The sequence below is a fragment of the Pleionea sp. WD8-19 genome (assembly GCF_055326765.1).
This window is the reverse complement of the sequence record NZ_JBUZOU010000006.1, coordinates 183,658-206,260: the sequence shown is the minus strand read 5'-3', so window position 1 is coordinate 206,260 and position 22,603 is coordinate 183,658. Positions and strand designations below refer to the sequence as shown.

At 43.0% G+C, this 22,603-nt stretch carries 24 protein-coding genes and 1 tRNA gene; 3 read left to right on the top strand and 22 right to left on the bottom strand.

Translation table 11 applies throughout. The annotated features are described in order from the left end of the window. Positions 1-43 precede the first annotated feature (43 nt). The 9 genes from ACTUJY_RS09790 to fadD all read right to left on the bottom strand — a co-directional run bounded on the left by ACTUJY_RS09790 (position 44) and on the right by fadD (position 8,652). Positions 44-865, bottom strand: a complete 822-nt coding sequence (locus ACTUJY_RS09790; protein WP_463615902.1) for a serine aminopeptidase domain-containing protein — start codon at positions 863-865, stop codon at positions 44-46. Between the two features lie 172 nt (positions 866-1,037). Next, positions 1,038-1,114: transfer RNA gene (locus ACTUJY_RS09785), tRNA-Asp, on the bottom strand. 407 nt (positions 1,115-1,521) lie between these two features. Continuing rightward, the gene (locus ACTUJY_RS09780) at positions 1,522-2,379 is read right to left on the bottom strand and encodes a hypothetical protein (protein WP_463615901.1); all 858 of its coding nucleotides are present in this window, start codon (positions 2,377-2,379) and stop codon (positions 1,522-1,524) included. Continuing rightward, positions 2,379-4,265: a VWA domain-containing protein gene (locus tag ACTUJY_RS09775; protein ID WP_463615900.1), complete on the bottom strand. Its 1,887-nt coding sequence runs from the start codon at positions 4,263-4,265 to the stop codon at positions 2,379-2,381. Before ACTUJY_RS09775 ends, ACTUJY_RS09780 begins: the two co-directional genes overlap by 1 nt. A gap of 143 nt (positions 4,266-4,408) precedes the next feature. After that, the gene (locus ACTUJY_RS09770; protein WP_463615899.1) at positions 4,409-4,888 is read right to left on the bottom strand and encodes a YcgN family cysteine cluster protein; all 480 of its coding nucleotides are present in this window, start codon (positions 4,886-4,888) and stop codon (positions 4,409-4,411) included. Beyond that, positions 4,881-5,549 carry a fumarylacetoacetate hydrolase family protein gene (locus ACTUJY_RS09765; RefSeq protein WP_463615898.1) on the bottom strand — a complete coding sequence of 223 codons (669 nt, stop codon included), beginning with the start codon at positions 5,547-5,549 and terminating at the stop codon, positions 4,881-4,883. Before ACTUJY_RS09765 ends, ACTUJY_RS09770 begins: the two co-directional genes overlap by 8 nt. Continuing rightward, entirely contained in the window at positions 5,546-5,812 is a 267-nt protein-coding gene (locus tag ACTUJY_RS09760) for a YcgL domain-containing protein (RefSeq protein ID WP_463615897.1), read from the bottom strand. Before ACTUJY_RS09760 ends, ACTUJY_RS09765 begins: the two co-directional genes overlap by 4 nt. Positions 5,813-5,824: 12 nt before the next feature. Beyond that, a complete protein-coding gene (locus ACTUJY_RS09755; protein ID WP_463615896.1) occupies positions 5,825-6,964 on the bottom strand; it encodes a ribonuclease D in 1,140 nt (379 codons plus the stop codon). Beyond that, positions 6,961-8,652 carry a long-chain-fatty-acid--CoA ligase FadD gene (fadD, locus tag ACTUJY_RS09750; RefSeq protein ID WP_463615895.1) on the bottom strand — a complete coding sequence of 564 codons (1,692 nt, stop codon included), beginning with the start codon at positions 8,650-8,652 and terminating at the stop codon, positions 6,961-6,963. The genes ACTUJY_RS09755 and fadD overlap by 4 nt, the downstream gene beginning before the upstream one ends. A 216-nt stretch (positions 8,653-8,868) precedes the next feature. On the opposite strand from fadD, the gene ACTUJY_RS09745 reads away from it, so the two are divergent. Next, positions 8,869-9,666, top strand: coding sequence for a response regulator (locus ACTUJY_RS09745; protein WP_463615894.1), 798 nt, complete (start codon positions 8,869-8,871; stop codon positions 9,664-9,666). A 26-nt stretch (positions 9,667-9,692) separates the two neighbouring features. Here the strand turns inward: ACTUJY_RS09745 and ACTUJY_RS09740 are convergent, their stop codons facing one another. The 9 genes from ACTUJY_RS09740 to ACTUJY_RS09700 form a co-directional block, all read right to left on the bottom strand. Next, on the bottom strand, positions 9,693-10,535 hold the full coding sequence (locus tag ACTUJY_RS09740) for an alpha/beta fold hydrolase (RefSeq protein ID WP_463615893.1): 843 nt from the start codon (positions 10,533-10,535) through the stop codon (positions 9,693-9,695). Positions 10,536-10,546: 11 nt separating this feature from the next. Then, on the bottom strand, positions 10,547-10,843 hold the full coding sequence (locus ACTUJY_RS09735) for a late competence development ComFB family protein (RefSeq protein ID WP_463615892.1): 297 nt from the start codon (positions 10,841-10,843) through the stop codon (positions 10,547-10,549). 86 nt (positions 10,844-10,929) lie between these two features. Then, the gene (locus tag ACTUJY_RS09730; RefSeq protein WP_463615891.1) at positions 10,930-11,790 is read right to left on the bottom strand and encodes an MBL fold metallo-hydrolase; all 861 of its coding nucleotides are present in this window, start codon (positions 11,788-11,790) and stop codon (positions 10,930-10,932) included. A gap of 10 nt (positions 11,791-11,800) precedes the next feature. Further along, positions 11,801-13,270 (bottom strand): Na+/H+ antiporter NhaC, encoded by a 1,470-nt coding sequence (nhaC, locus tag ACTUJY_RS09725; RefSeq protein ID WP_463615890.1) that lies wholly within the window; start codon positions 13,268-13,270, stop codon positions 11,801-11,803. 74 nt (positions 13,271-13,344) lie between these two features. Then, positions 13,345-14,727, bottom strand: a complete 1,383-nt coding sequence (locus tag ACTUJY_RS09720; RefSeq protein WP_463615889.1) for a sodium-dependent transporter — start codon at positions 14,725-14,727, stop codon at positions 13,345-13,347. Between the two features lie 334 nt (positions 14,728-15,061). Beyond that, positions 15,062-16,312: a glutamate-5-semialdehyde dehydrogenase gene (locus ACTUJY_RS09715; RefSeq protein WP_463615888.1), complete on the bottom strand. Its 1,251-nt coding sequence runs from the start codon at positions 16,310-16,312 to the stop codon at positions 15,062-15,064. Beyond that, positions 16,305-17,411, bottom strand: coding sequence for a glutamate 5-kinase (gene proB / locus ACTUJY_RS09710; RefSeq protein ID WP_463615887.1), 1,107 nt, complete (start codon positions 17,409-17,411; stop codon positions 16,305-16,307). The genes ACTUJY_RS09715 and proB overlap by 8 nt, the downstream gene beginning before the upstream one ends. 243 nt (positions 17,412-17,654) lie before the next feature. Beyond that, positions 17,655-17,924 (bottom strand): DUF4404 family protein, encoded by a 270-nt coding sequence (locus ACTUJY_RS09705; protein WP_463615886.1) that lies wholly within the window; start codon positions 17,922-17,924, stop codon positions 17,655-17,657. Between the two features lie 129 nt (positions 17,925-18,053). After that, on the bottom strand, positions 18,054-18,581 hold the full coding sequence (locus ACTUJY_RS09700; protein ID WP_463615885.1) for a DUF3016 domain-containing protein: 528 nt from the start codon (positions 18,579-18,581) through the stop codon (positions 18,054-18,056). 478 nt (positions 18,582-19,059) lie between these two features. Here ACTUJY_RS09700 and ACTUJY_RS09695 point away from each other — a divergent pair, with 478 nt between their 5' ends. Both ACTUJY_RS09695 and ACTUJY_RS09690 read left to right on the top strand, forming a co-directional pair. Next, entirely contained in the window at positions 19,060-19,398 is a 339-nt protein-coding gene (locus tag ACTUJY_RS09695) for a DUF2288 family protein (protein WP_463615884.1), read from the top strand. Further along, complete coding sequence (locus ACTUJY_RS09690) at positions 19,399-20,016, top strand: arylesterase (protein ID WP_463615883.1); 618 nt, start codon at positions 19,399-19,401, stop codon at positions 20,014-20,016. Here the strand turns inward: ACTUJY_RS09690 and ACTUJY_RS09685 are convergent. The 4 genes from ACTUJY_RS09685 to ACTUJY_RS09670 all read right to left on the bottom strand — a co-directional run bounded on the left by ACTUJY_RS09685 (position 20,013) and on the right by ACTUJY_RS09670 (position 22,365). Beyond that, positions 20,013-20,174 carry a hypothetical protein gene (locus ACTUJY_RS09685; RefSeq protein WP_463615882.1) on the bottom strand — a complete coding sequence of 54 codons (162 nt, stop codon included), beginning with the start codon at positions 20,172-20,174 and terminating at the stop codon, positions 20,013-20,015. The two genes, ACTUJY_RS09690 and ACTUJY_RS09685, sit on opposite strands and share 4 nt — an antisense overlap. A gap of 81 nt (positions 20,175-20,255) precedes the next feature. Then, positions 20,256-21,137: a hypothetical protein gene (locus ACTUJY_RS09680; RefSeq protein ID WP_463615881.1), complete on the bottom strand. Its 882-nt coding sequence runs from the start codon at positions 21,135-21,137 to the stop codon at positions 20,256-20,258. Then, positions 21,134-21,991 (bottom strand): ABC transporter ATP-binding protein, encoded by an 858-nt coding sequence (locus ACTUJY_RS09675; protein ID WP_463615880.1) that lies wholly within the window; start codon positions 21,989-21,991, stop codon positions 21,134-21,136. The genes ACTUJY_RS09680 and ACTUJY_RS09675 overlap by 4 nt, the downstream gene beginning before the upstream one ends. After that, the gene (locus tag ACTUJY_RS09670) at positions 21,988-22,365 is read right to left on the bottom strand and encodes a GntR family transcriptional regulator (protein ID WP_463615879.1); all 378 of its coding nucleotides are present in this window, start codon (positions 22,363-22,365) and stop codon (positions 21,988-21,990) included. Before ACTUJY_RS09670 ends, ACTUJY_RS09675 begins: the two co-directional genes overlap by 4 nt. Positions 22,366-22,603: the final 238 nt, after the last annotated feature.

The window sequence follows — 22,603 nt, the reverse complement described above, 5'->3', positions numbered from 1 at the left end:
ATATTATTCACGGCCTGTTTCTAACAAGCCGATTAAATAACAATTAATCCCAAATTTCGTGTTTTGCCAGTACTTCACCTAAAAACTTAGATACAGGCTTGATAAAATCTTTATCTTCCCAGTAACCATTATGGCACGCAGGATTCCAAGAAGTCGCAGCGCTACCGACATTAATTTCGTAGTCCCCAAATACCGCACTTTTATACGCATCGTTTATACCTTTTAATGGATAAGCGACAATGTCGTCTTTATCGTAAAAGTTCAGCCACTTTGCGCGTGCTGCAAAATCTTCGGGTAAAGCATCGCCTGCAACTTTAACGGGTTCATGCAACTCTTCGTGATGCCGTACATAAATCGCTAACGGACTACCAAAAGTTACTAAGCCTACCATCGTCCGCATCGCTTCAAAATTAGAAAGCTTTTGAGCTTCACTTCGCATCTTCCGAATGTAATCCTGCATAATAATGCTACCGAAGGAGTGCGCCAAAACAATTAGCGGTGTTTTCTCTTCATTTACCCGGCGATGTCCTGCAAATTCACGTAATGAATCGGCCACTCGATTTTGTACCTTGGAGTACAGCCTTGAGCCTTTATGGTAAGCGAGTCCGGAACCGAGGTAATCAATAAACATTTTACGCGTACCCTCGTACGCTAAATCGTTTTTATAGTTGATGCTGCTATAAAATGCCGACAGCTCGTCTTTAATTGCATCCGCCCAATAAATCTCTTTAAACATGAGATCATCTTCCAGGCGCCCTTCACCGCCAGCGACATACTCTTCAATAATTCTGTGCTTGAGTTCTACGGAATAGTGTTGATCTTCGGTACTCATTCCGTGAATGATAGCAACCGCAAGTCTTTTCATAATCTTCTCGCTCTAGTTATTGCTTTGTTCGGGCTGTTTTAAGATGAATAGTCGCGCAAAATCAACGAGATATCAAGTTGATAAATTAATTATTTAAGAATAGTACAGGCACGTAAACGTGTTATTTATCGTGTGATTCGATTAAGACAAATGATTGATCATGAAAGGAAAATGGCGGAGCGGACGGGACTCGAACCCGCGACCCCCGGCGTGACAGGCCGGTATTCTAACCAGCTGAACTACCGCTCCGCTTGGGTACCCCTTGCGAGGTGGGCGCTATAATACGGATACGCCCCTGGGCTGTCAACAAACTTTTTTAAAAAATTTTGGATTTAAAACCAAACGGATAAATTGCATTCAATTTGCTTAAACTTCAATCGCTTGCGAATAAAAAAACTGAATTCAAGATAATAACTCCATGGCTGAAAGTTCAGCACTGATTTTACCTCTTGTTCACCAAAAAGCCGAAAATGATTTCAACTTAAGCCTCTAGGGTTGTTCGCCTTTTTCAAGAAAAGCGTAAAGTCCCTACTCGCCCTTCAATACTCTTTCCACTCACGACTTTTAGTCACTGTTTTACAGTAAGCACTTAAATGGCAGGCAAAATAAAGCCGCTGCCGTACAGAGTCGAGTTTAATTTTAACTGCAGCACTGAGTTATTGTTTATCGTCTTTTTCTATTTCATCGCCCGATTCAGCAAAAGCATCTTCCCAACTGGGCTCCTCTCCACCCTCTTCACCATCATGAGCCGACACATCTTCGAGAGGCATATCATCAAGTGGAGAGCCTTCTTCTGACTCATCATCATCTTCGAGCTCAAGATCGGCAGCGGTCTCATCATCTTGTTGTGGTTGAGAAATATCCAACGGCTCTTTGTCGGGTAACTCTTCTTTCGGACTGGAAAAAGACTCCATTGCAGTCAGTATCTGTTCTACTGACATATCCTTTTTCGCAACCTCTTCACCAAACATGGATGAATATTCTGCAAAAATATTGTTTAAAGTTGTCAGAGTGATGTGTACTTCCTGTTTCAGGCTTTTATTTTCTTGTTTGAGCTCTTCAATTTTAGCCTCTTTCGCTTCAATTTCACTTTGCAAACCGCTCGAATCGACCGACTCAACAGCTTCGGCAGCCTCCGCAGATGCGACAGGCTTTAACTCATGATATTTTTCAGTAATTCTCGACAGCTCTTCATCGAGTGTAGCCAGGTTCTCTACATCCTTATTCAAAACACTGCTGACAAACGTACGAAAGAAAAACTTACGCTCTTTAATGATGTCCGCCGCTAACTTTTCGGTTTCACTTTCATCAAATCCGAGTTTTTCGTGCAAATAGCGCTGTACAGCTTCGAGTTGTACGGCTTCGTTATCTTTAACATTAATGATTAATTCCCGCATTGCCTCTTTATAACGAGACTTGTTACGCATCAACACGACAATCAAAATGATCGAAAGCAAAATAAATGGAAATAATATTTCCAGAATAAAAAGCCAAGTGATCAATGATTCATTCATTACTCTTTTTCTCCTGCTGAATCATTTTCAATATCATTTTCGAACAGTTCCTGCGCCAAAGACTCCGAATTGGCCAACGAACGCTTTCGAATTGTTCGCCAAATAAACCAACCTAACACAATGAGCAGCAGATTTGCGCCAAACCCAACAGACAGCCAAAGTGTCCAATTAATGGCTTTCTTTGGCGTTGGCTCTGTCGTTACAACTGGTTCAGTTGGTTTTGGTTCGGGTTGTTTTTCCGGCGCTTGCACAACTGGTTCGGGTTCTTCTTGTACGGGCTCAGGCTCTTCTTGGACGGGTTCTTCCAGTTTACCAAACCCAGGCAACGGATCGGTTTCAAACTCAATTGGAGCAAGTTCGCTGGTAAACGCACGACCGGTAGGTGATTTTCCTTCAGCCTTTAGTATGACTTTAAACGGACCACCTTCTGGAAATTGACGAACTTCAATGGACGCAGACTCACTCCAGTTTTCCAATACAACAAATTGACTGGTGTCGTCAGGGTATTGTATTTCACCGGTCACTTTCAGACTGGAAAGATCAACCACCTCTTCCGCGACTCTTAAATGAATAACATGCGGCTCGTTTTCCGAAAACGACATTTGCAAATCAGACTGAACAGGATTGCCATATATATTGACAGCGTGCGTTCGGCTGCGCTCAAACGTCGGGCTCTTAACAACCAGCTTTATTTCTAACACGCCGTCTTCGTTCCCAGCATAAAATACTTGCTGAAAAGTTCCTGAGTTGGTGTCTTTTAACAGAGGTGTTACATTGCCTTTACCTTTGTATTTAGTCTCCAAACGCGCATCCACCAGGTTTAAAAAGTCGGGTTTAGTAATCACCTTTCCTTCTTCCAACAGTTGCACCGCGTACTTAATTTGTTCATTCGCTAATACATTATTAGGAATATTTTCCACAGCCAATCCCAATTTACTGACTACCATGACTCGATTGTCCGGATCGATGGCCGCTTCAATTTGCCAATCACCGGGCTCTGGTTGAGTAATGGTAATGAGATCGTAGGCTTTACTCGAAAACCAACGTAAATTGGGCTGTTTGGTGGTACTTTCTAACAACTGCCGAGTCGGGCTAATGAGTTTGGCACTGCCACTGCCTGTTTCTCTAAATACCAGTAAAGTCATTTCTTCAACACTGGCATCTACTTTAAACCGGTTATTTTCCAGCGGTAAGCTGTCACGTGGAGTTGCTTGTTCAAATATCTTGAGAAATACCTTTTGCAGATCTTCCGCGTTCGTTACCGCCTGAAACCAACCATCAGTCTGATTCGCTAAAGTACTTAATAATTCTTTGTCAGCTTCATTGGATAACGCAATGGTATGAATCGTAACACCTGCCGATTTTAGGCGAGGTAAAATATCGTTTAAAATGCGCTCACGCTCGGCTGCATTTTTTTGAGGATCTTTGGATATATCCACCATACCATCGGTGAGCAGAATCATACTGCGGGACTCGGAATCATCCGGCCGGTTCCAATCCCACGAGGACTTAGCCATAGCATCGCCAATATTGGTAAAGAGCCCTGCTGAATTTATTTTACCGGCTGCTGCGTTGGCGTTGGCTTGCCAAGCTTCATCCACCGTTTTTAATGGCACCAACATATTCACATATCGCCCAAATGCCCAAACCCCGGAGTCTGAACCCTTGGGCATCAAATTAGTGATGATTCTGAGTGCAGGAATGCGTAAATTGGCAGGGTCATTTTTCTTCATACTGCCGGATATGTCGATCAATACACGTACATCGGAGCGCTTTTGCGCTTCCGCTGAGTACGATTGTGCCGAATGAAGTATCAGGGTACATAATCCCAGTAGAGCAACCAGGATTTTGAGCTTTAGTTTTTTTATGGCTCTTTCCCGCAACATGAACTCACCTAAATCCATCGATAAAACAGGTTGATTTCAGAAGTTTAGCTTATAAATCAAGAAATTGCTTTAATAGATCGAGGATGTATGTCACAAAATATCGAGGTTGTTTTACTCAGGAAATAATTCAACCTAAGTGAAAATTACTCCTCAGGTTCGATCTCTGATAAAGGGTCCGAATCTGGATCCTCTGGGATTAATATAGCGATCACATGATCTTCAAGCTCACCCGCTTGGTTCTCAAGTATCACTTTACCACGTGCCGAACGGTTAGCTCGATGCACGGATTCCGGGTCACCCGAAACCAATGGGTGCCATTCCGGTAAATCACGGCCCTGCGCTAGCAGTTTATAAGCACAGGTGTTCGGCAGCCACTCGTATTTTCGGGCGCCTTCAGGCGTTACCTGAATACAATCAGGAACCAACTCAAACCGACGCTGATACTGGGTACACCGGCAACTGGATTGATCAAAGTAACGACAAGCCACATCGGTTTGGTACAACACCTCATCGTCGTCTTCAATTTTATAAACGCAACATTTACCGCAACCATCGCACAGACTTTCCCACTGCTCTTCTGTCATGTCATCCAGTGCGGTTGTTTTCCAAAAAGCTTCAGTCATTAGCCATCACTCGAGAATCCAAAGAAAGAAAGTTATCCAGTTGTGCACTGACGTGATCACCTACATTTAAAGGTCCAACACCTGCTGGAGTACCCGTTAACACCACATCTCCGGGCTGCAAAGTAAAATACCGAGAAATATAAACCAATAAATCCAACACTGGCCAAATCATGAGATCAGTGCTCGCCTTCTGTCGTACTTGATGATTCACTTTAAATGTAAGCTCGGCTCGTTTTAACCAGTCGACAGAGGGTAACGGATACCACTCTGCAATCGGACAAGAGTCATCAAAAGACTTTGCCATTTCCCATGGATAACCTTTTGACTTTGCCACTGATTGGACATCACGCAATGTCAAGTCGATAGCCAATGATACTCCGGCAATCGCTGACTCTACATCCGCTTTACTCGCGTTCTTAAGCGTTTTTCCGACCAGTACCGCAAGCTCCAACTCATGGTGACATTCACCCCGCTCAACCGGAATTCCAATAGTATGATTCCAGTGAGTAAGAGCCGTACTGGGCTTAAGAAAAAGTATCGGCTCACTGGGTATGTCGTTGCCGAGCTCCTTGGCATGTGCCACATAATTTCGGCCAACACAAACCACTTTTCCGGTATTGATGCCGCTTGCCACCTTACCTTTGTGTTGAAAATTTATCATTGGGGTGCGGTTCCAGGTGAAAGGTGATAATCGGCTGGTGGTGGCATCTGAAGGTAAAAACCTTGCTCACTCAAATGCTGCTTCACCTGGTTGATGTCTTCGCGTGCCAATTTATCACGCTTGGCCAGATTAACCTGCAATGCAAACTCCGGTTTACCGAACACTTTTAACAAGGTTTCTGGAACTTGGCTAAAGTCATCTCGCTTCGGAAGATAAAGGTACATTTCGTCCTTTTTTGGACTGCGATAAACAAAACACAACATAGAGATTTGGATTTAAGAACTTGAAAGATCGCTATTGTCGCAGAAAATGCGCTTTAATGGATCACCAAGATGCAATTCTCTCAATTCAGTCCAACTTCGTGGCGGGTGGCTTGATTGACCTAAAAGGTGTTTCACATAACCGCGCATCAGTTTTTTACTGCATAACACATCGCTTTTTATTCCTAACTTATCGGCAACCTTTTCAACCTCGGCTTTTGCCAATTGCATCTTCTGAGTATAGTTGTGCCAAAAGGAAGGGCTTAATAAGGGGCAAATGGGCGGGGTTTTATTGCTGTCGAACGAACTCAATAGGTTGATGATTTCTGCCCCGTAACGACGTTTTGCCGCCGGGTGCCAACTTTCAATTTTAGGCAATTGATGCCCTTTCATCAGGCCTTTTTTTGCAAGAGTAAATAACACATCGTTGCGCGCAATGAACGTTTTGGGAATGTCCAATTCGCGCGCCCGAATATCTCGCCATCGTGCTAACTCATATAAACGCTGCAATTGTACGTCATTCAATTGCCATCCATTTTTAACATCCTGATAAGCTAGATCGACCTCATCTAAGAAATGTACCCGCTTGGCCAGTTGCTGGCAATCTTGTCGAATCCAGTTGGTTAACGCATTGTCATGCAGGCCCACATCCTGATAAATCCGCTGTAAATAAACGACATCGTCAATCGCGTATTTGATTTGATCATTTGATAACGGACGTTGCAACCAGTCGGTTCGTGCCAACCCTTTCGGCAACGCCACCTTAGTCATCTTTTCAACCAGAGCCGCATATCCTATGTGTGCGCCCAACCCCGCGTACGATGCAGCTATTTGGGTGTCCCAAAGATTAACAAGCTCCACTCCAAGGTGGCGATAAAGTACTTCACAATCCTCCGACGCGGAGTGGAAAACCTTGCGTACACCGTCGTTTTCAAGCAACTGCTTAAAAGCGGTACTTGATTGGGCAGGCTCGGGCTCAATCAAGTAGATTTTGTGACCATCATTGATTTGAATTAACGCTAATTGAGGATAAAACGTTTTTTCGCGGTGAAACTCAGTGTCCATAAATAAGGCCGGGCATTGTACCCAGCCTTTACTTAATGCTTCCAACTCGTCTGAAGTTTCAACCCAATTAAAAGGATGTTCTTGCGTCAAGAGGCAACCTTTTGTTGTTTATCTTGTTGTTCATCGCGAAGTTCGCGGCGCAATATTTTACCGACATTGGTCTTTGGTAACTCATCACGAAACTCAACCAGTTTCGGCACCTTGTAACCGGTTAAATTCTCTTTGCAGAATGACATTAATTGATCTTCGGTCAGGGTGGTGTCTTTCTTAACCACGAAAATTTTCACTTTTTCACCGCTTGACTCGGAAGGTACGCCGACTGCCGCTACTTCAAGGACGCCTGGGTGCGACGCGACAACGTCTTCGATTTCATTCGGGTAAACATTAAAACCCGATACCAAAATCATATCTTTTTTACGATCAACAATTTTCAAAAAGCCATCTTCATTCACACAGGCAATATCGCCTGTCGAAAGCCAACCATCATCGGATAATACCTTTGCAGTTTCTTCCGGTCTGCCCAAGTATCCCGCCATGACTTGTGGCCCGCGCACCCAGAGCTCTCCCGGTTCGTTAAATCCAAGCTCTTTGCCTTGCTCATCTCGAATGGAAACCTCAGTTGATGGAACCGGTAAACCAATGGTGCCGTTATACGACTTCAGGTCCATTGGATTAATCGTCACCGCCGGTGCAGTTTCAGTCAAGCCGTAGGCTTCGAGCAGCGGCGTACCCGTTACCGCTTGCCACTTTTTCGCTACCGCTTCCTGTACCGCCATACCACCACCTAACGTCATTTTTAAGTGGGAAAAATCAAGCTTGTCGAAACCTTCGGTATTCAATAAACCATTAAATAAAGTATTGACACCGGTTAACGCGGTGAACTTAAAACTCTTCAGTTCTTTTATAAAGCCTTTCATATCGCGAGGATTCGTAATCAACACATTCAGTCCACCGTAGCGCATAAAGGTCATGCAGTTCGCGGTGAGCGAGAATATGTGATAAAGCGGCAAAGCGGTGATAATGATCTCTTCGCCTTCATTAACCAACGGATTTAACCAAGCAGAAGCTTGTTGAATATTGGCGACCATATTCTTGTGCAGCAGAATGGCCCCTTTGGCAACACCGGTGGTCCCTCCTGTGTATTGCAAAAACGCAATATCATCGGCTACGACAGAGACTTTATTAAAGGGTTGTTTCGCGCCACTTTCCAATGCATCGTTGAACCAGGTAAATTGATTGAGCTGATAAGCCGGCACCATTTTCTTCAAATGACGAACCACAGCGTTTACCAAAAAGCGCTTTATCGGACGGCAACAATCACCAATCGCAGTAAGAACAACGTGTTTAACAGAGGTTTCGCCAATGATTTGCTCCAGCGTATGAGCAAAGTTTTCGACAATCACAATGGTTGTAGACTGCGAGTCGTTCAGTTGGTGTTTCAATTCTCTCGGTGTGTAAAGCGGATTGACGTTTACCACCGTCATTCCTGCACGAAGTGCCCCAAACATAGCAATGGGATATTGCAGTAAGTTGGGCATCATAATCGCTACGCGAGAGCCTTTAGGTAGCTTCAATGTGTGCTGCAAATAGCTGGCAAACTGCGCACTTAAACGATCGAGATCGGCGAACGATAACGTGACACCCAGGTTAGTAAATGCCGGTCTGTCAGAGTACTTCGCAACACTCTCATTAAAAATATCAACAATCGACTGATACTGCGTTAAATCGATTTCTGGAGACACCCCTTCGGGGTAATTTTTAAGCCAGACTTTTTCCATCCTCAACTCCTGTTACCAGGCTTCTGCTGGTCCGATACGTTAATTCTTATAGTGCAGCAATGCTATCAGGTGCAGATTCATTAGAAAAGCACTTGTCCGACCAATTTTAGTGAAACCTAAACTAAGTGAATAAACAATAATCAAATCAGCAATTTGTGGCACAAAACAGGACATAGCCTAAACTTGTATTTACACAATGACAATCGGTTAAGGCTAGTGTCTCGACTTAAAATCAGTGATTTAACACTGCTTCTGGTTGAACCCTCTTCGACCCAACAAAAAATCATTCTCAGCAACCTTGCGGATGCGGGTGTGGTAAAGGTGGATACAGCCGCAAATGGTAAAGAAGCGGTCAGTTATTTGCGTAAAACCGAGCCAGATTTGGTAATTAGCAGTATGTATTACGAGGACATGACCGCTTTGGAGCTGCTTAAGTTTATTCGGCAGAAACTGGCGAATAGCGGGTTGCCTTTCATGTTGATTTCCAGCGAAATTCAATTTGGTCGAATTGATCCTATCAAGCAAGCGGGCGTGGTTGCCATTCTACCCAAACCCTTTGACTTTAAAGCTTTAGAAACGGCCCTCAAAAATACATTACAGTTTCTCGAACTGGATGAACTGGACCTTGAAAACTACGATCCCACCACTTTACGAGTTCTGGTCGTTGACGACAGTGCGTTAGCTCGAAAATTCATCATCAAAACACTTGCCGGCCTTGGAGTCACACAGTTTGTGGAAGCCGATGACGGAAAAACGGCCATCGATATTTTAGAGAAGAATAACGCGTTTGACCTGATAATATCAGATTACAATATGCCAGAAGTCGACGGAAAAGAACTTGTTGCCTACATTCGAAATAATGAGTTACTCGCTCACATTCCGGTGCTTATGGTGACCAGTGAACAGAATAAAGCCGTACTGAATAATATAGAGCAAGTCGGCGTATCTGCAATTTGTGACAAGCCATTTGAGCCTCAACACGTCAAACAATTGTTAAGTAATATCATGAGTTAAGGCGCTTGAGCGTGTTTTCCAGCCCGTTATTGTTCCGCTTCTAAAAACCGTAAAATTAACTCGGCCGTCTGTTTGGGTTGCTCCATGTGGACATGATGCCCACCGGGTAACACTTCCGTTTGTAACTGTTTAAAGTGCTCTTTTCTTGCTTGAACCAACTCATTGTCGGAAAACAACCCTTGTTTCGCCTCCACTAATAATACCGGGCACTTAATTTGCTCAATCAAAGGCTGCAACTGTTGTTCTGTTAAGCGATTAATACTGGACACTGTCAAACGAGGATCACTGCGCCAACGAAAACCTTCTGAGATAACCTCAAGCCCTCGTTTAACAACCGGAGCGATCACCTCTGGATCCATACGCGAATGCTTGGCGCGAATAGCGATGGCTTGTTGCTCGTTTTTAAACAGACTGCGCCTTTTGCTTACCAGTGCTTTTCGATCTTTAATTGACTTTTGCATTAATTCAAAAGTCCCTTCGGCTGAAACCGTAAGCGGCCCAAGAGCTTCCAATAAGATGAGTTTTTTTACTGACTCCGAAACAGAAGCAAATAACGTCGCAGCAGCACCACCCATTGAATGCCCCAGCAAATAAAACTCGTTTAACTTAAAGTGCGAGACCAGATCCTGAATCACGTATACTAAATCTAAAAAGTGATACGCCATGCCTTCTGGCAGATGATCAGAATGTCCGTGCCCTGGGAAATCAACGACAATCACTCTATATTGAGATAGATATTCACGGAGCGAATCAAAGCTGGCTAAATTATCCAGCCAGCCATGAAGCATAATAAGCGGGTATCCTTCAATTGCGCCGCTTTCTTCCACTGCACAACAAATACCACACAGTTTAATTTGATGTCGAATCACTGTTCTATTGTTTAGTCGTGAGGATGAGCATTCACTTTATCGATTGCCTTTAAAACCTGACGTTTCGCATATTGCCGTAAATCGCGTACCTCTTCCAAAAGACTGGGGCCAGGATTTCGTTTTTCTAAAAAGCTGCAAACGTATTTCGCAGGCATGTTGTTTAAGGCAATGGCAGCAACATCCTGAATCGTAACGTCGGAATGACTGAACTCATGCGCCCCTTCTTCAATCAGCAGGTGAATTTGTTCAAAAACAATTTCTTCTGCCAGATTTTCCAGATCGTCGTGGTAATACATTTCTTTATACATGAACACTCCTCAGATTAGTTCATTTCTTTAAATGTACACCAGCACAGTAAATGCGCAAGTTTGCCAATAGGCAATCAAAATTGCCGTTACCAGGCGACCAGCTCAGGCTGCTCTTCAGCCGTTTGGAAGCGGCCTTTTTCATTTTGAGAAACGCGAGCGCAAGCTGTCTTATGATCATGCGTAAAATAAAGCCAGCCATTGCGATCTTTTAACTGCTGAAGCAGCGAATTTTTTTCATCAATCAGATGTTCCGGATACCGATCGTAACCCATGGTTATTGGTAAATGCACCCAGGGAGTACCTGGAATTAAGTCCGCCACAAAAACAACCGGGCCATGAGATGTCTCTATTTCAGTCATCATTAAACCTGGCGTATGACCATCGCTGTAATGAAATCGATAGTCTTCACCAAGCAGGTCACACGTTTTGCCGTCAACCAAATGCAGTCGTCCGGAATCTTGAAGCAACTGATTGAGCTCCGGTAAAAAGGAAGCGCGATCGCGATAATGAGGTTTTAGTGCTCGCTGCCAATGTGTTTTACCGGCCACATAAGTTGCGTTCGGAAACAGAAGCTCTGGTGATTGACCTTCCTGCCAGCTGCTTAACAAGCCACCAGCATGATCAAAATGCAAATGCGAAAGTACAACGACATCAATATCTTTATCGGATAACCCCAACTTCGATAAAGAATCGAGTAGCACATGGTTAGACTCTATGACACCAAAGCGATCTTTAAGCTTGGGCTCAAAAAAAGCACCAATGCCCGTTTCGAACAATAAATTACGCCCCTCTTCTTGAACCAAAAGTGCTCGGCAACAAAGGTCAATGCGATTTTGCTCATCTACTGTAACCCATTGCTGCCACATTGCTTTCGGTACATTGCCGAACATGGCTCCGCCGTCTAACTTTTGCGAATTACCCATGACTGAAAAAAGCTTTTTGCTCATTACTTTTCCCTTAAGCATTTACTTCGGCCGCTTGATTTTTCTCAATTTTTACCGGCTCAATTTTAAATTCGTACAAACCATATAAAATGGAAATAATTGGATTAAGCAGATTGAAGAAACAGAATGGCAAGTAAGCCAACGTTGCTACACCTAAGGTGCCAGCCATGTAAGCTCCGCATGTGTTCCATGGGATTAATGGTGAGGTGATGGTTGCGGAATCTTCCAACGTTCGAGACAGGTTTTTGTAATCTAGCCCACGGCGTTTAAATTCTGCTTTATACATACGTCCGGGCAACACTATGGCAATGTATTGATCGGCGGCGATGATATTGCAGCCGATACAGGTTAATACAACGGTCGCGATTAACGAACCAGTATTATGAACCAACTGTAATGCCGCAAGTACAATTCGTTGCAGTAACTGTGTGCGCTCTAAAACTGCACCAAAAGTAAGAGCGCAGAGAATGAGCCATACGGTGTTTAACATGCTCGACATACCACCACGATTTAACAAATCGTTGACTGCTGCATTGCCGGTATCTATCTGAAAACCGCTGAACAAGGCGCGCCATACCGCATCGACTTTTGCGACGAATGCATGATGATCGGTTTCTCCAATAAACCGCTCTATGGCTTCCGGTTGTAAAAAGAAAGCAAACAAACCACCCACTAACGCACCGGTCATTATCGTTGGAAATGCAGGGTATTTTTTAATCGCCATTGCAAACACAACGACCAAAGGAATTAACGTCCACACCGTAACATTAAAATTTTGGTTAATAACGTTGAGCGTACTTTCCAGATCAACAGCAGACTCATTGCCAGATTGCACAATTCCAATCACCAGGAAAACCACCGCCGCGATTATGATACTGGGCGTGGTGGTCCAAGTCATGTGACGAATGTGTGTAAACAAATCGGTGCCCGCTACTGCAGGTGCCAAATTAGTTGTATCCGATAAAGGTGACATTTTATCGCCAAAATAGGCGCCAGATATGATTGCACCAGCGGTAATTTCTACCGATAAACCCATTCCATTCGCTACACCAATGAGCGCGACACCGACGGTTCCAGCGGTTGTCCAGGAACTGCCAATACTGACTGAAACCAGCGCACAAATAATACATGCTGCCACATAAAATACAGAAGGATGCATAAGTTGCAATCCGAAATATATCATGGTTGGTACAGTGCCAGACAAAAGCCAAGTGCCAATTAAAGACCCAACCGCTAACAAAATTAAAATTGCACCTAGCGCGCTGGAAATACCCTGAACAATCCCTTCTTCTATATTTTTCCAGGTATAGCCATTTTTAATACCGATAAGCGCTGCCAACCCCGCAGCTAAAATCAAAGCAATTTGATTCGCGCCATATGATGAGTCGGAGCCATACAGATACACAGAAAAAGCCAAAAGTCCGACTAAAAAGAAAACCGGAATCAAAGCGTCCAATAACGATGGGGACTTGGTATGCGACATATTCACCTGCTGCTTTTATTCAAACCATAGAAAAAGAGCACGTGATGTGCTCTTTTCCTTTTTCATTGTAGTTTTTATCCGATTAATGCAATTCCAAAGAATCGCTCAAGAATTGTAACCACCGCAATCAGACCAAGCATGAGTGGACAAATATAACTGATCGCAAAATCAATGTATTTTTGCAATATTGTACCACGAATCGCCTCATCACCTGCGGCTAACTCTTCGTTGAGATTTTCTTTTCGCCAAACCCACGCCGCAAACACACTAATTAAAAAGCCACCTACGGGTAAAAATGAATCGGCTGCCAAATCCTCAACAAAGTCCATAAATGAAATTGCACTGTCATGTCCGGGCATGGTGACAAAAGAAGTCAGCCAGTCAACCGTTCCTGTGGATAACATCGAGGGCACTCCCACGATAAATATAACAGTTGCGATAACCCAAACGACTTTTTTGCGTTCAAAACCATGCTCATCAACCATATAAGACGTAGGCACCTCTAATAACGACACCGTCGAAGTCAGAGCTGCAAACGTCAATAACAAGAAAAAGAGTACACCGACAATGACGCCAACCGTTGCGCCCAACGACTCAAAAACACCAGGCAATGTTACGAAGATAAGCCCCGCTCCACCATTGGGCTCAATACCTTGGCTGAATACAAAAGGAAACATCATAAAGCCGGCAATGAATGCAATGCCAACATCGGCTAACGTGATCATCGCCCCTGCACTTACAATATTTTGATCTTTCGGCACATAACTTCCGTAAGTAATTAATGCCCCCATACCCAGAGATAAAGAGAAAAACGCTTGACCTAAGGCAGAATAAACAACATCTCCTGTTAACTTAGAAAAATCAGGAACCAGGTAAAACTTCACACCTTCCATAGCGTTGGGTAGCGTTAATGCGTAAAGTAACAATCCGATTATGATAATAATCAGCGTAGGCATTAACAGTTTGGCGGCTCGCTCGATACCGCCCGATACGCCGTTAGAAACGATGAATGCCGTGGTACTCATAAAAATAACGGCGTATAACGCCACTTTAACCCAGTCGGTAATAAACTCACCAAATTGCGCACCGATGCCAAAGTTGGATTGAAGCATTTCAATCACATAACCAAAAGACCAGGCGGCAACCACATTGTAAAATGAAAGGATTAAAACGCCACTGGCAATGCCCATATAACCGATGATGGCCCACTTTTTAAAGCCAAGTGCTTTAAAGGCACCTACCGGGTTACGCTGAGTTTTTCGGCCAATGGCAATTTCGGTAACCAATACGGGATAACAAAGAATAAAACAAAAAGCCAAATAGATAACAACGAAAGCCGCACCACCGCCATTGCCGACTTCAAAGGGGAACTTCCAGATATTGCCCAAACCCACTGCCGATCCAGCAGCAGCTAAAATAAAACCTAAGCGTGAATTAAATGAACCTCGAGCGGCCATAATGTTTTGTCTCTTTCTTGTCTGTTTTTATCGTTAATCCCGAGAATTATTCGGGAAAGTCCCTAAATTACGCTGCAATGCAGCATCACACGAATCTGTCAAACCCCAATGACATCATAAACATGTAGGATTACGCAAGTGACTAATGCCGCTGATCCGAGGTGAAACGGTTGATTTTATAAGCTTTTGCGCAAGATTTCGGCAAAGCGGTGGTGGAATATACAGAGAAGTGACGTATCTCTTAATTGATCGTTAGCAAGCTCAGCAACCATTAACGATAGTTTAAAGTATTTCGAATCGTTTACTGGGCCTGCTTATGATTCTTACACAATATCTAAAGATACGGTTGATGGCGCACTTCTCCCTGCCCTACAACAATAAATCGAGGGACTGTTAACGCCTCTAACCCCATTGGACCATAAGCGTGCAGTTTCGTGGTTGAAATACCAATTTCTGCGCCAAGTCCTAGTTCCCCGCCATCAGAAAAGCGAGAAGAACAATTCACCATGATCACAGACGCGTCTACCGCTTTTTTAAACTGATCAATGTTTTGCTGGTTTTCAGAAACAATGACTTCCGTATGTTGAGAGCCGAACTGAGCGATGTGCTGAATCGCAGAGTCAATCGACTCAACTTGTTTAACGGCCAATATTTTGGATAAATACTCTCGTCCAAAATCTTCCTGTTGCGCAAGTTTCGATCCTGGTAATCGGTTTAAGGACAACCCACACGTTCTTAACTCAAGTTGATGTACTTGTGCCATTTCCAACAACTGCGACCAAAAATGGTCGGAGATTCCAGAATGCACCAGTAGGGTCTCCAATGCATTGCATACACCTGGGCGCGATAATTTGCCGTCGAAAATGATATTGATCGCTTTTTTCAAGTCCGCAGATTCATCAATAAAGCAATGGCAAATACCCTGATAATGTTTCAACACAGGTATGCGGCTTTTATCGACCACACTCTCAATTAACCTAGGCCCACCTCTAGGGATAACCAGATCAATCCAGTCCGATTGCTTAAGCAAATGATCAACGACATGGTGCGCCTGAGACGATACCATAGTAACGGCATGCGCTAGGTCTTGATATTGAATCAACACGTTTTTCCATACCGCCATCAACGCACGGTTGGTATTTAGCGACTCGCTACCACCACGTAATAAAATGGCATTACCGGATTTGAAGGCCAAACTAGCCGCATCGATGGTGACATTGGGTCTTGATTCATAAATCATCAATATTACACCAAGTGGTGTTCGCTCGCGTTTGATCATTAACCCTTTATTGGAGTGGCTATCAACGATTGCGCCGACTGGATCCGTTAATTCAGCAACCTGCAAGACAGCCTCAGCCATCGCTTGTAAACGGTTGTGATTAAGCAGCAATCGATCGATCTGGCTCTCAGAAAGCTGACGCTCTCTCGCTTGTAATATGTCCTGTTCATTGGCTTGAAGTATCGCGGATTCATCTCGAAGCAAAGCGGAAGCCACTTCACGTAAAACAGAGTTTTTTACGTGAGTGGATGTCTGCCTCAATTGAACACTTGCCGATTTTAGAGCGAATAATGGTTGATCATTCATAATGGTTTTCCCTCGCTGATGAAAGTGCTAATTCATTTCGATGAACGATGATCGTTGCTTTGTTGGATCCGGTGCGTTTGATAGGCACAGCTTGATTGAGCATTTCTTTTAACTCATTGGAGCTGCAACGGATAAACCCTTTACCCAGCACTCGATGTGACGCTCGGTCTAATATTTCCACCACATCACGATGCTTAAAAACGCCTTCAAAACATTGAATTCCCGGTAATAAAAGTGATGCGCCTTTCGCGGTAATGGCATGAATTGCACCGGCGTCAATGTATAGCTGCCCCCGTGCTTGTGAAGTTTCCTGCAACCAAACACGAATGTTTTTGGAACCACTTTGTTGTGAGTAAATACGTGTTCCACCCAACGCGTTTTCCGTCATTTGTTGCAATAATGCTCCCGCTGAATTGGAAATTAATGTATGAATCCCTTTTTGTGCGGCAATTCTCGCAGCGGCGATTTTCGTTTTCATACCACCGGTTCCGGTATGTGAAACGCTATTTTGCGTTACTGAATCAAGAAAATCATCGTAAACAGAACACTGTTGAATAGCACGTTTATTTACCGGAAAATCACGATAAATGGCGCCCACTTGCGTCAACAAAATTAACCATTGAGCGCCTAACATATTGGCAATATAAGCCGCGAGAAAGTCATTGTTGCCTAACTTTCGCAAACCATCATTCATTGCATCGTTTTCATTAATGACAGGAATAACGCCGTGTTGAAATAAGTTCAAAATCAGTTGGTGCGTTTTAAGAAAGGCCTGTCGATGACTCAAATGCTCGCGATCAATCAGTACCTGACCAATCGGCAAAGTTAAATACTTTTTCCACCGAGCAATCACTTCGTCCTGCCCAATGGTCGCCATGAGTGGATTTAGTTTTTCCGACTCAAGGTTTGCTCGCTTTTCTCTTATGTATTGTTTTTTCAGTCGCTCCCGACCTAATGCAACAGCGCCGGAGCTGATCAAGACAACACGATAACCAGAGTGAATAAGTTCGTTGATTTGATTAGCAATATTGGCAACTGAATCGATGGACGTCATGAGTTCACTGCCAATTTTGACCACCAATACTTTGCTCGTTTCCATTGGGTCTCTCTCAGTTTCTTTTTAAGACCCTTGGCATCTCGGCATAAAAAAAGCCCGCAGATTTAGGGTCTGCGGGCTTTTGCTTTAGCAACACAAATACCCGCACTAGGCGGGTGCGGGTACCACACTAACTTTATGAATGTTAACTGTTTGTGTATGCATGTAAGTCATTCGATACGTTGAACGGCTGATTATGGCCTAGAATTATCTTCAACTTTCTTAAACTCTACAAATAACCTTTAGCTATATTCCAATTCGGCTGAATAAGTCACTCAATTTACTGACCCATTCCGAAAGTACCGGATGTTCAGTTTCAAAGTGCTCGGCAACTCCAGCCAATTGATCCATCAAAAACTCATCGGGTTCAGGCACGCTATCCGGGTTTGAAAGCAAGTCTCGAATTTGGTGTCTGGCAGCTCGCAAATCTTTAGCAACTTGTGGGTCATCCGACTCCAGATTTGCCAGCTTTTGCTCAAAGTCTTGCAGCAGAAAAATGATGTCGTTAGATGCCATAACTCCCCTTCCCCTTTACGTCAAAGTTAGCGACAACAATACGCCTTAGTTTAAAATTAGCTCAGGATCAGTGTTTGGGAAACTTTTTTATCGGAGTAGAGCCAAAAGCCCTACTCTGATAACCGAAAATCACTTCTGCAAAGAAGAAAGCCAATCTTTTAACAACTTCTTCTCAAAATAAAGGTGTTCTTTGTCGGATTTTCGGGATTCGATACCACCGATCTGATAAAACTCACTTAAATTTAGCTCTCCCTCTTTAACGACTTTTTGGTTCTCGTCAATGAGACGGAAATTAAACTTAATGCGTACTCGTTCAATATCTCGCAAAACGCGCACATCACGATGCGCCGGCGCCATGTTGTAACGAATTTCCCCAGCCCTATCGACATCCAGAATCTCAAGTTTTAATCGATAGCCAGGCTTCAATAAGGCACTGGCTTCGGTGTTAAAAAACTTATCCATTGATTGAGTAAACTTTTCTGCCGAGCGTTTACGCGACATATCAGACTCTTCAATGTCGATAAACTTATGCGGTTCAATATACGTCACTTCAATTTGTGATGTTATTTCAGAAAAAGCCGTTGTGCAGCTGAAAAGCAGAACTACGACCAGCGAGTTACGCAGTTGGCGCATGGAGGAGCGAATAACAGTGTTCATGGTTCACCTCATTATGTGGTTTCCATTATCTAGAAGATTACACCAACTTTCAGGTAACAACAATTAATAAATCCCTTTATTATTAACACGTTATTAAAACGTCAACCGTTCGAACGCAGCATCGTTTCAATGCTGTTTGCCTATCACTTTTCGTCATCATTATTATCAATATCGCTAACTGTTGCGACATTAATATGCACTAAATCCGATCAAGCCATTGGCTTTCATTTTCCGAAGTTTTCTCAAGCCTCAATCACTTGGTAGAAAACCCATAATTCATGAACACCAAAAAGAAAAATGTTAAAATTAACAAATAGTTCCATGAAAAGCACCGTCTGAGCAGCCAAACGTGAGTCTTTCATAGCATCCAACACCCTACTCTATGATGTGCATTTACAAAGTTAAGGCCACTCAACAATCTCAAATGGCAATTTTCATGCTTATTATTTGCTTAATTTAGACAAAGACAGGAAAACCGATGAGTCAACAGCACCGTTCAGAGCACCAAGCTTCGAAACAAGATTTAGACCTCCTGAAGGCAAAGCTGAACGCCGAAACAGCGATCGCCAGCTGGAAAGAGCTGGAGGTCTTTTTTGCGCGGGGACAGTTGATAATTGCTAATACCAATCAAGACTTAATTGAGATCGCTTGCCAATTCTCACTCGATCAATCAAAAGAAATTGAAAGCTTGCTTCAATCAGGTGAGCTCATTAAGCCGGATATCGAATGGGTCAAAATGAATTGTCAGTCCGAGACTCTATTGTGGACTGTTGTGGTCGCTCCTTTTGTGATTGCACAGTTAAAAGCCGATCAATAAATGAAACATAAACACGCAAAGCAACTCATACCCGTAATTTTCCTTTTATTTTTCGCGTTGGGTTGTGAACAAACGTACAAATACACCCCACTGAGTTACGATGCAAAAATACTCGCTTTTGGTGATAGTTTAACGTTCGGAACCGGTGCAAAACCTGAGCAAAGCTATCCAGCAATTTTACAAACGCTCATTCATCGAGAGGTGATTAATGCTGGCGTTCCAGGAAATACTACGGAAGACGGACTAAACCGACTCAACTCTACGTTAAATGAACATCAACCTGCTATGGTTATTCTTTGTCTGGGTGGTAATGATTTTTTACGGAAAAAACGTAAGACTGACATTACAGAAAATTTAAAATCTTTAATTAAAACAATGCAGGAAAGGAACATTATTGTTGTTTTAGTCGCCGTCCCGGAACCGAGTATCTTTTTGGGTGACTCAAATATTTATCAGCAAGTTGCGGAACAACTCAATATTCCTTTATTTGAAGATGAACTGAGTGAATTACTATCGGATCAAGACTACAAATCCGATGCCATCCATTTAAACGCAGCGGGTTATGCGATATTTGCACAACGAATGCATGCGTTCTTACTGGAGTTGGGGCTGATTTAAAGCCCCAATATCAGGCAAACCATGCTGCTGATTAAATCGCCGGTTGATTCCACGTGAGCCAGTTCAGGATATTGTTTAATATTACTCAAGACATAAACAGAGCTTATAACAAAAATCGCCAAACTTACGCGGTCAGTCCATTTTCTTACTTGTTTCATAACACTTCTCCTGCTGAATATCGGGCGTGAAAATCACGCCCTTATTTTCGTTAAATAGCTTTCAACTTATTTCAATTCAAATTAATAACTGTCGTCTCGATAGCGGCGAATGTATATCGCTGCTCCAACAAACACGGCACAGATCAATGTTCCAACCCAGAATCCTGGATTTTGCATAATGACAAATGGGTGCCCATGATGAACAGTACCATCAACAATCAGTTCGACTTTCGAAAAATGATTGCCAATCATTTCACCAAACTTTGAAGAGTGGAAAATCATACCTTCAACCATAATAATGCCGAGCGGAACAAACACAGCAATCAGAAACGCAGCTCGTTTTGCAAATGCTGACACCATCCATAACCATCCCAGTATCGGTGCCATCCACAAACCCAACATCAGTAAAATAGCGAAATCATTAAAAATAACTTTAAACAGCGACGATTGAGACCAAACCAACGCCCAGGCCGACTCACCATTAAACCAAACAAACAGAGTTACCAGAATAAGCCCAATAATTTGCACAATGACAGCTATAATGGCCGATAATACAGGGGCGGTTACGAACGCCGAGAACACCTTAGAAAGCACGGTTTGTGTATCCGATACTGGCATTGATTTCCAAAACAGTATGCTACGATCACGTCGTTCGTTATACAGACTCCCTAAGCTATAAAAGAAAAGTACAAACATTAAGCCAACGCAAAGGGGAGCAAACAGTCCAAACTGAAATGCAATAATGGCTTTAGGTAAATCAGTAAGTTCTAATTCATTAAGCTTAGAAATATTAATATTAATATCGCTTTGAAAACCATGAGTACTAATAAAGCTCTGTCCAGTGATCAGTAAAATTAATAAAGACAACAGCACAATGGTACCCACTATTGCCGGTGCCAATGACAGACTTTTGTTTTCCCAGTATTCTCGTAACACGAGCGTTTTAAAGGTTGTTAAATTCATAACGTCGCCTCCTTCATTTTGGCAACAAACAAATCAGATACGCTGGGTCTGTGAGTATCGCCTAACGTAGATGCGATATCGTGAGTCACGCCATCGAACAAAAATACTTTCCGTCCGAAAACTTCTCGCTCTGCTATAGGTTTAAGTTGCTTTGCTTTTTCTGCATTTTCGCTGGCTACCATCACTTCAATAAAGCGTTCGCTGACTTCGTCCATCGTCGAATCCAGAATGATTTTTCCGTCTTTGATGAACATCAAATCCGTCAATAAATTTTCCACTTCTTCAACTTGGTGAGTGGTAACAATGATACTTCTTTGTTCATCGAAAAATTCCGATAACAGTTCGTTGTAAAATTCTTTTCGGTAAAGAATATCGAGCCCCAATGTCGGCTCATCTAACACCAAAAGCTCAACGTCAATTGCCAATACCAAAGCTAAATGCAGTTGAGTGACCATGCCTTTAGATAAATGACCAACTTTACTTTGCATTTTGATCTTAGTTTTTTGTAAAAATCCTTCTGCTTTTTGACGATCAAACTTTGGATGCACACCCGCTACAAATTCCAAAGCCTGCTCTACTTTTAACCATTTTGGTAGCACAGCAACGTCGGCAATAAAGCAAACTCTTTGCATTAACTTGTGTCGCTCTTTTTTTGGATCCAGGCCAAATACATCCAAATGACCTTCGAAGGTTGTTAACCCTAATATAGCTTTTAGTGCGGTTGTTTTTCCGGCTCCGTTAGGACCGATTAAACCAACAATACGGCCTCTATCGATGGTAAAATCCACTTCTCTTAAAGCATCGAAGCTGCCATAAGATTTTTTCAATCCCTTAGCAGTGACAATACAACTCATGATTTTTCTCCTTGAACCGGCTTGGCTTGTTCAGAAAATAAATCCGAAGCTTTCAACCCCAATCGATTAATTTTTTCAATAATGACCGGCCACTCTTCGGTCAAAAACTGAGTCCTTTCTTTACTGAGTAATTTTTCTCTCGCGCCTTGTTGAATAAACATTCCGACCCCTCTTCTTTTTTCGACCACTTCATCATCAACCAACTCTTGATACGCCTTGGAGACAGTAATCGGATTTAACTGAAAATCCGCAGAAACCTGTCTGACCGAAGGGAGTGCATCACCTTCCAACAACTCTTTATCGAGTATGGATGCGATCACTTTGTCTCGTAGCTGGCGGTATATCGGTTGATTGTCATTCCAACTTGTCTGCATACCGTATTCACCTTTGGTTAAATTCAACTCCTCTGTGATTGGGAGCCTGTGCCACCGAACCGGTGTTGTATGTAACTATAACACCATCACAGCAAAACACAACAACCGTATTTTTTCATGCATTTAAAAGTTAAAATTAAAGCCATACCTAATTGTTTTTATTGACTTTTTTATCAATGTTCATTTGTAACAAAAGGTTGTAAATTGACTATTTTCACTGTGATATGTGTGTTAGGAT

Bases quoted from the DNA above. Each gene is read 5' to 3' on its own strand.
- ACTUJY_RS09790 (WP_463615902.1), bottom strand. From the start codon at position 865: ATGAAAAGACTTGCGGTTGCTATCATTCACGGAATGAGTACCGAAGAT.
- ACTUJY_RS09780 (WP_463615901.1), bottom strand. From the start codon at position 2,379: ATGAATGAATCATTGATCACTTGGCTTTTTATTCTGGAAATATTATTT.
- ACTUJY_RS09775 (WP_463615900.1), bottom strand. From the start codon at position 4,265: ATGTTGCGGGAAAGAGCCATAAAAAAACTAAAGCTCAAAATCCTGGTT.
- ACTUJY_RS09770 (WP_463615899.1), bottom strand. From the start codon at position 4,888: ATGACTGAAGCTTTTTGGAAAACAACCGCACTGGATGACATGACAGAA.
- ACTUJY_RS09765 (WP_463615898.1), bottom strand. From the start codon at position 5,549: ATGATAAATTTTCAACACAAAGGTAAGGTGGCAAGCGGCATCAATACC.
- ACTUJY_RS09760 (WP_463615897.1), bottom strand. From the start codon at position 5,812: ATGTTGTGTTTTGTTTATCGCAGTCCAAAAAAGGACGAAATGTACCTT.
- fadD (WP_463615895.1), bottom strand. From the start codon at position 8,652: ATGGAAAAAGTCTGGCTTAAAAATTACCCCGAAGGGGTGTCTCCAGAA.
- ACTUJY_RS09735 (WP_463615892.1), bottom strand. From the start codon at position 10,843: ATGTATAAAGAAATGTATTACCACGACGATCTGGAAAATCTGGCAGAA.
- ACTUJY_RS09730 (WP_463615891.1), bottom strand. From the start codon at position 11,790: ATGAGCAAAAAGCTTTTTTCAGTCATGGGTAATTCGCAAAAGTTAGAC.
- nhaC (WP_463615890.1), bottom strand. From the start codon at position 13,270: ATGTCGCATACCAAGTCCCCATCGTTATTGGACGCTTTGATTCCGGTT.
- ACTUJY_RS09720 (WP_463615889.1), bottom strand. From the start codon at position 14,727: ATGGCCGCTCGAGGTTCATTTAATTCACGCTTAGGTTTTATTTTAGCT.
- ACTUJY_RS09715 (WP_463615888.1), bottom strand. From the start codon at position 16,312: ATGAATGATCAACCATTATTCGCTCTAAAATCGGCAAGTGTTCAATTG.
- proB (WP_463615887.1), bottom strand. From the start codon at position 17,411: ATGGAAACGAGCAAAGTATTGGTGGTCAAAATTGGCAGTGAACTCATG.
- ACTUJY_RS09705 (WP_463615886.1), bottom strand. From the start codon at position 17,924: ATGGCATCTAACGACATCATTTTTCTGCTGCAAGACTTTGAGCAAAAG.
- ACTUJY_RS09700 (WP_463615885.1), bottom strand. From the start codon at position 18,581: ATGAACACTGTTATTCGCTCCTCCATGCGCCAACTGCGTAACTCGCTG.
- ACTUJY_RS09695 (WP_463615884.1), top strand. From the start codon at position 19,060: ATGAGTCAACAGCACCGTTCAGAGCACCAAGCTTCGAAACAAGATTTA.
- ACTUJY_RS09690 (WP_463615883.1), top strand. From the start codon at position 19,399: ATGAAACATAAACACGCAAAGCAACTCATACCCGTAATTTTCCTTTTA.
- ACTUJY_RS09685 (WP_463615882.1), bottom strand. From the start codon at position 20,174: ATGAAACAAGTAAGAAAATGGACTGACCGCGTAAGTTTGGCGATTTTT.
- ACTUJY_RS09680 (WP_463615881.1), bottom strand. From the start codon at position 21,137: ATGAATTTAACAACCTTTAAAACGCTCGTGTTACGAGAATACTGGGAA.
- ACTUJY_RS09675 (WP_463615880.1), bottom strand. From the start codon at position 21,991: ATGAGTTGTATTGTCACTGCTAAGGGATTGAAAAAATCTTATGGCAGC.
- ACTUJY_RS09670 (WP_463615879.1), bottom strand. From the start codon at position 22,365: ATGCAGACAAGTTGGAATGACAATCAACCGATATACCGCCAGCTACGA.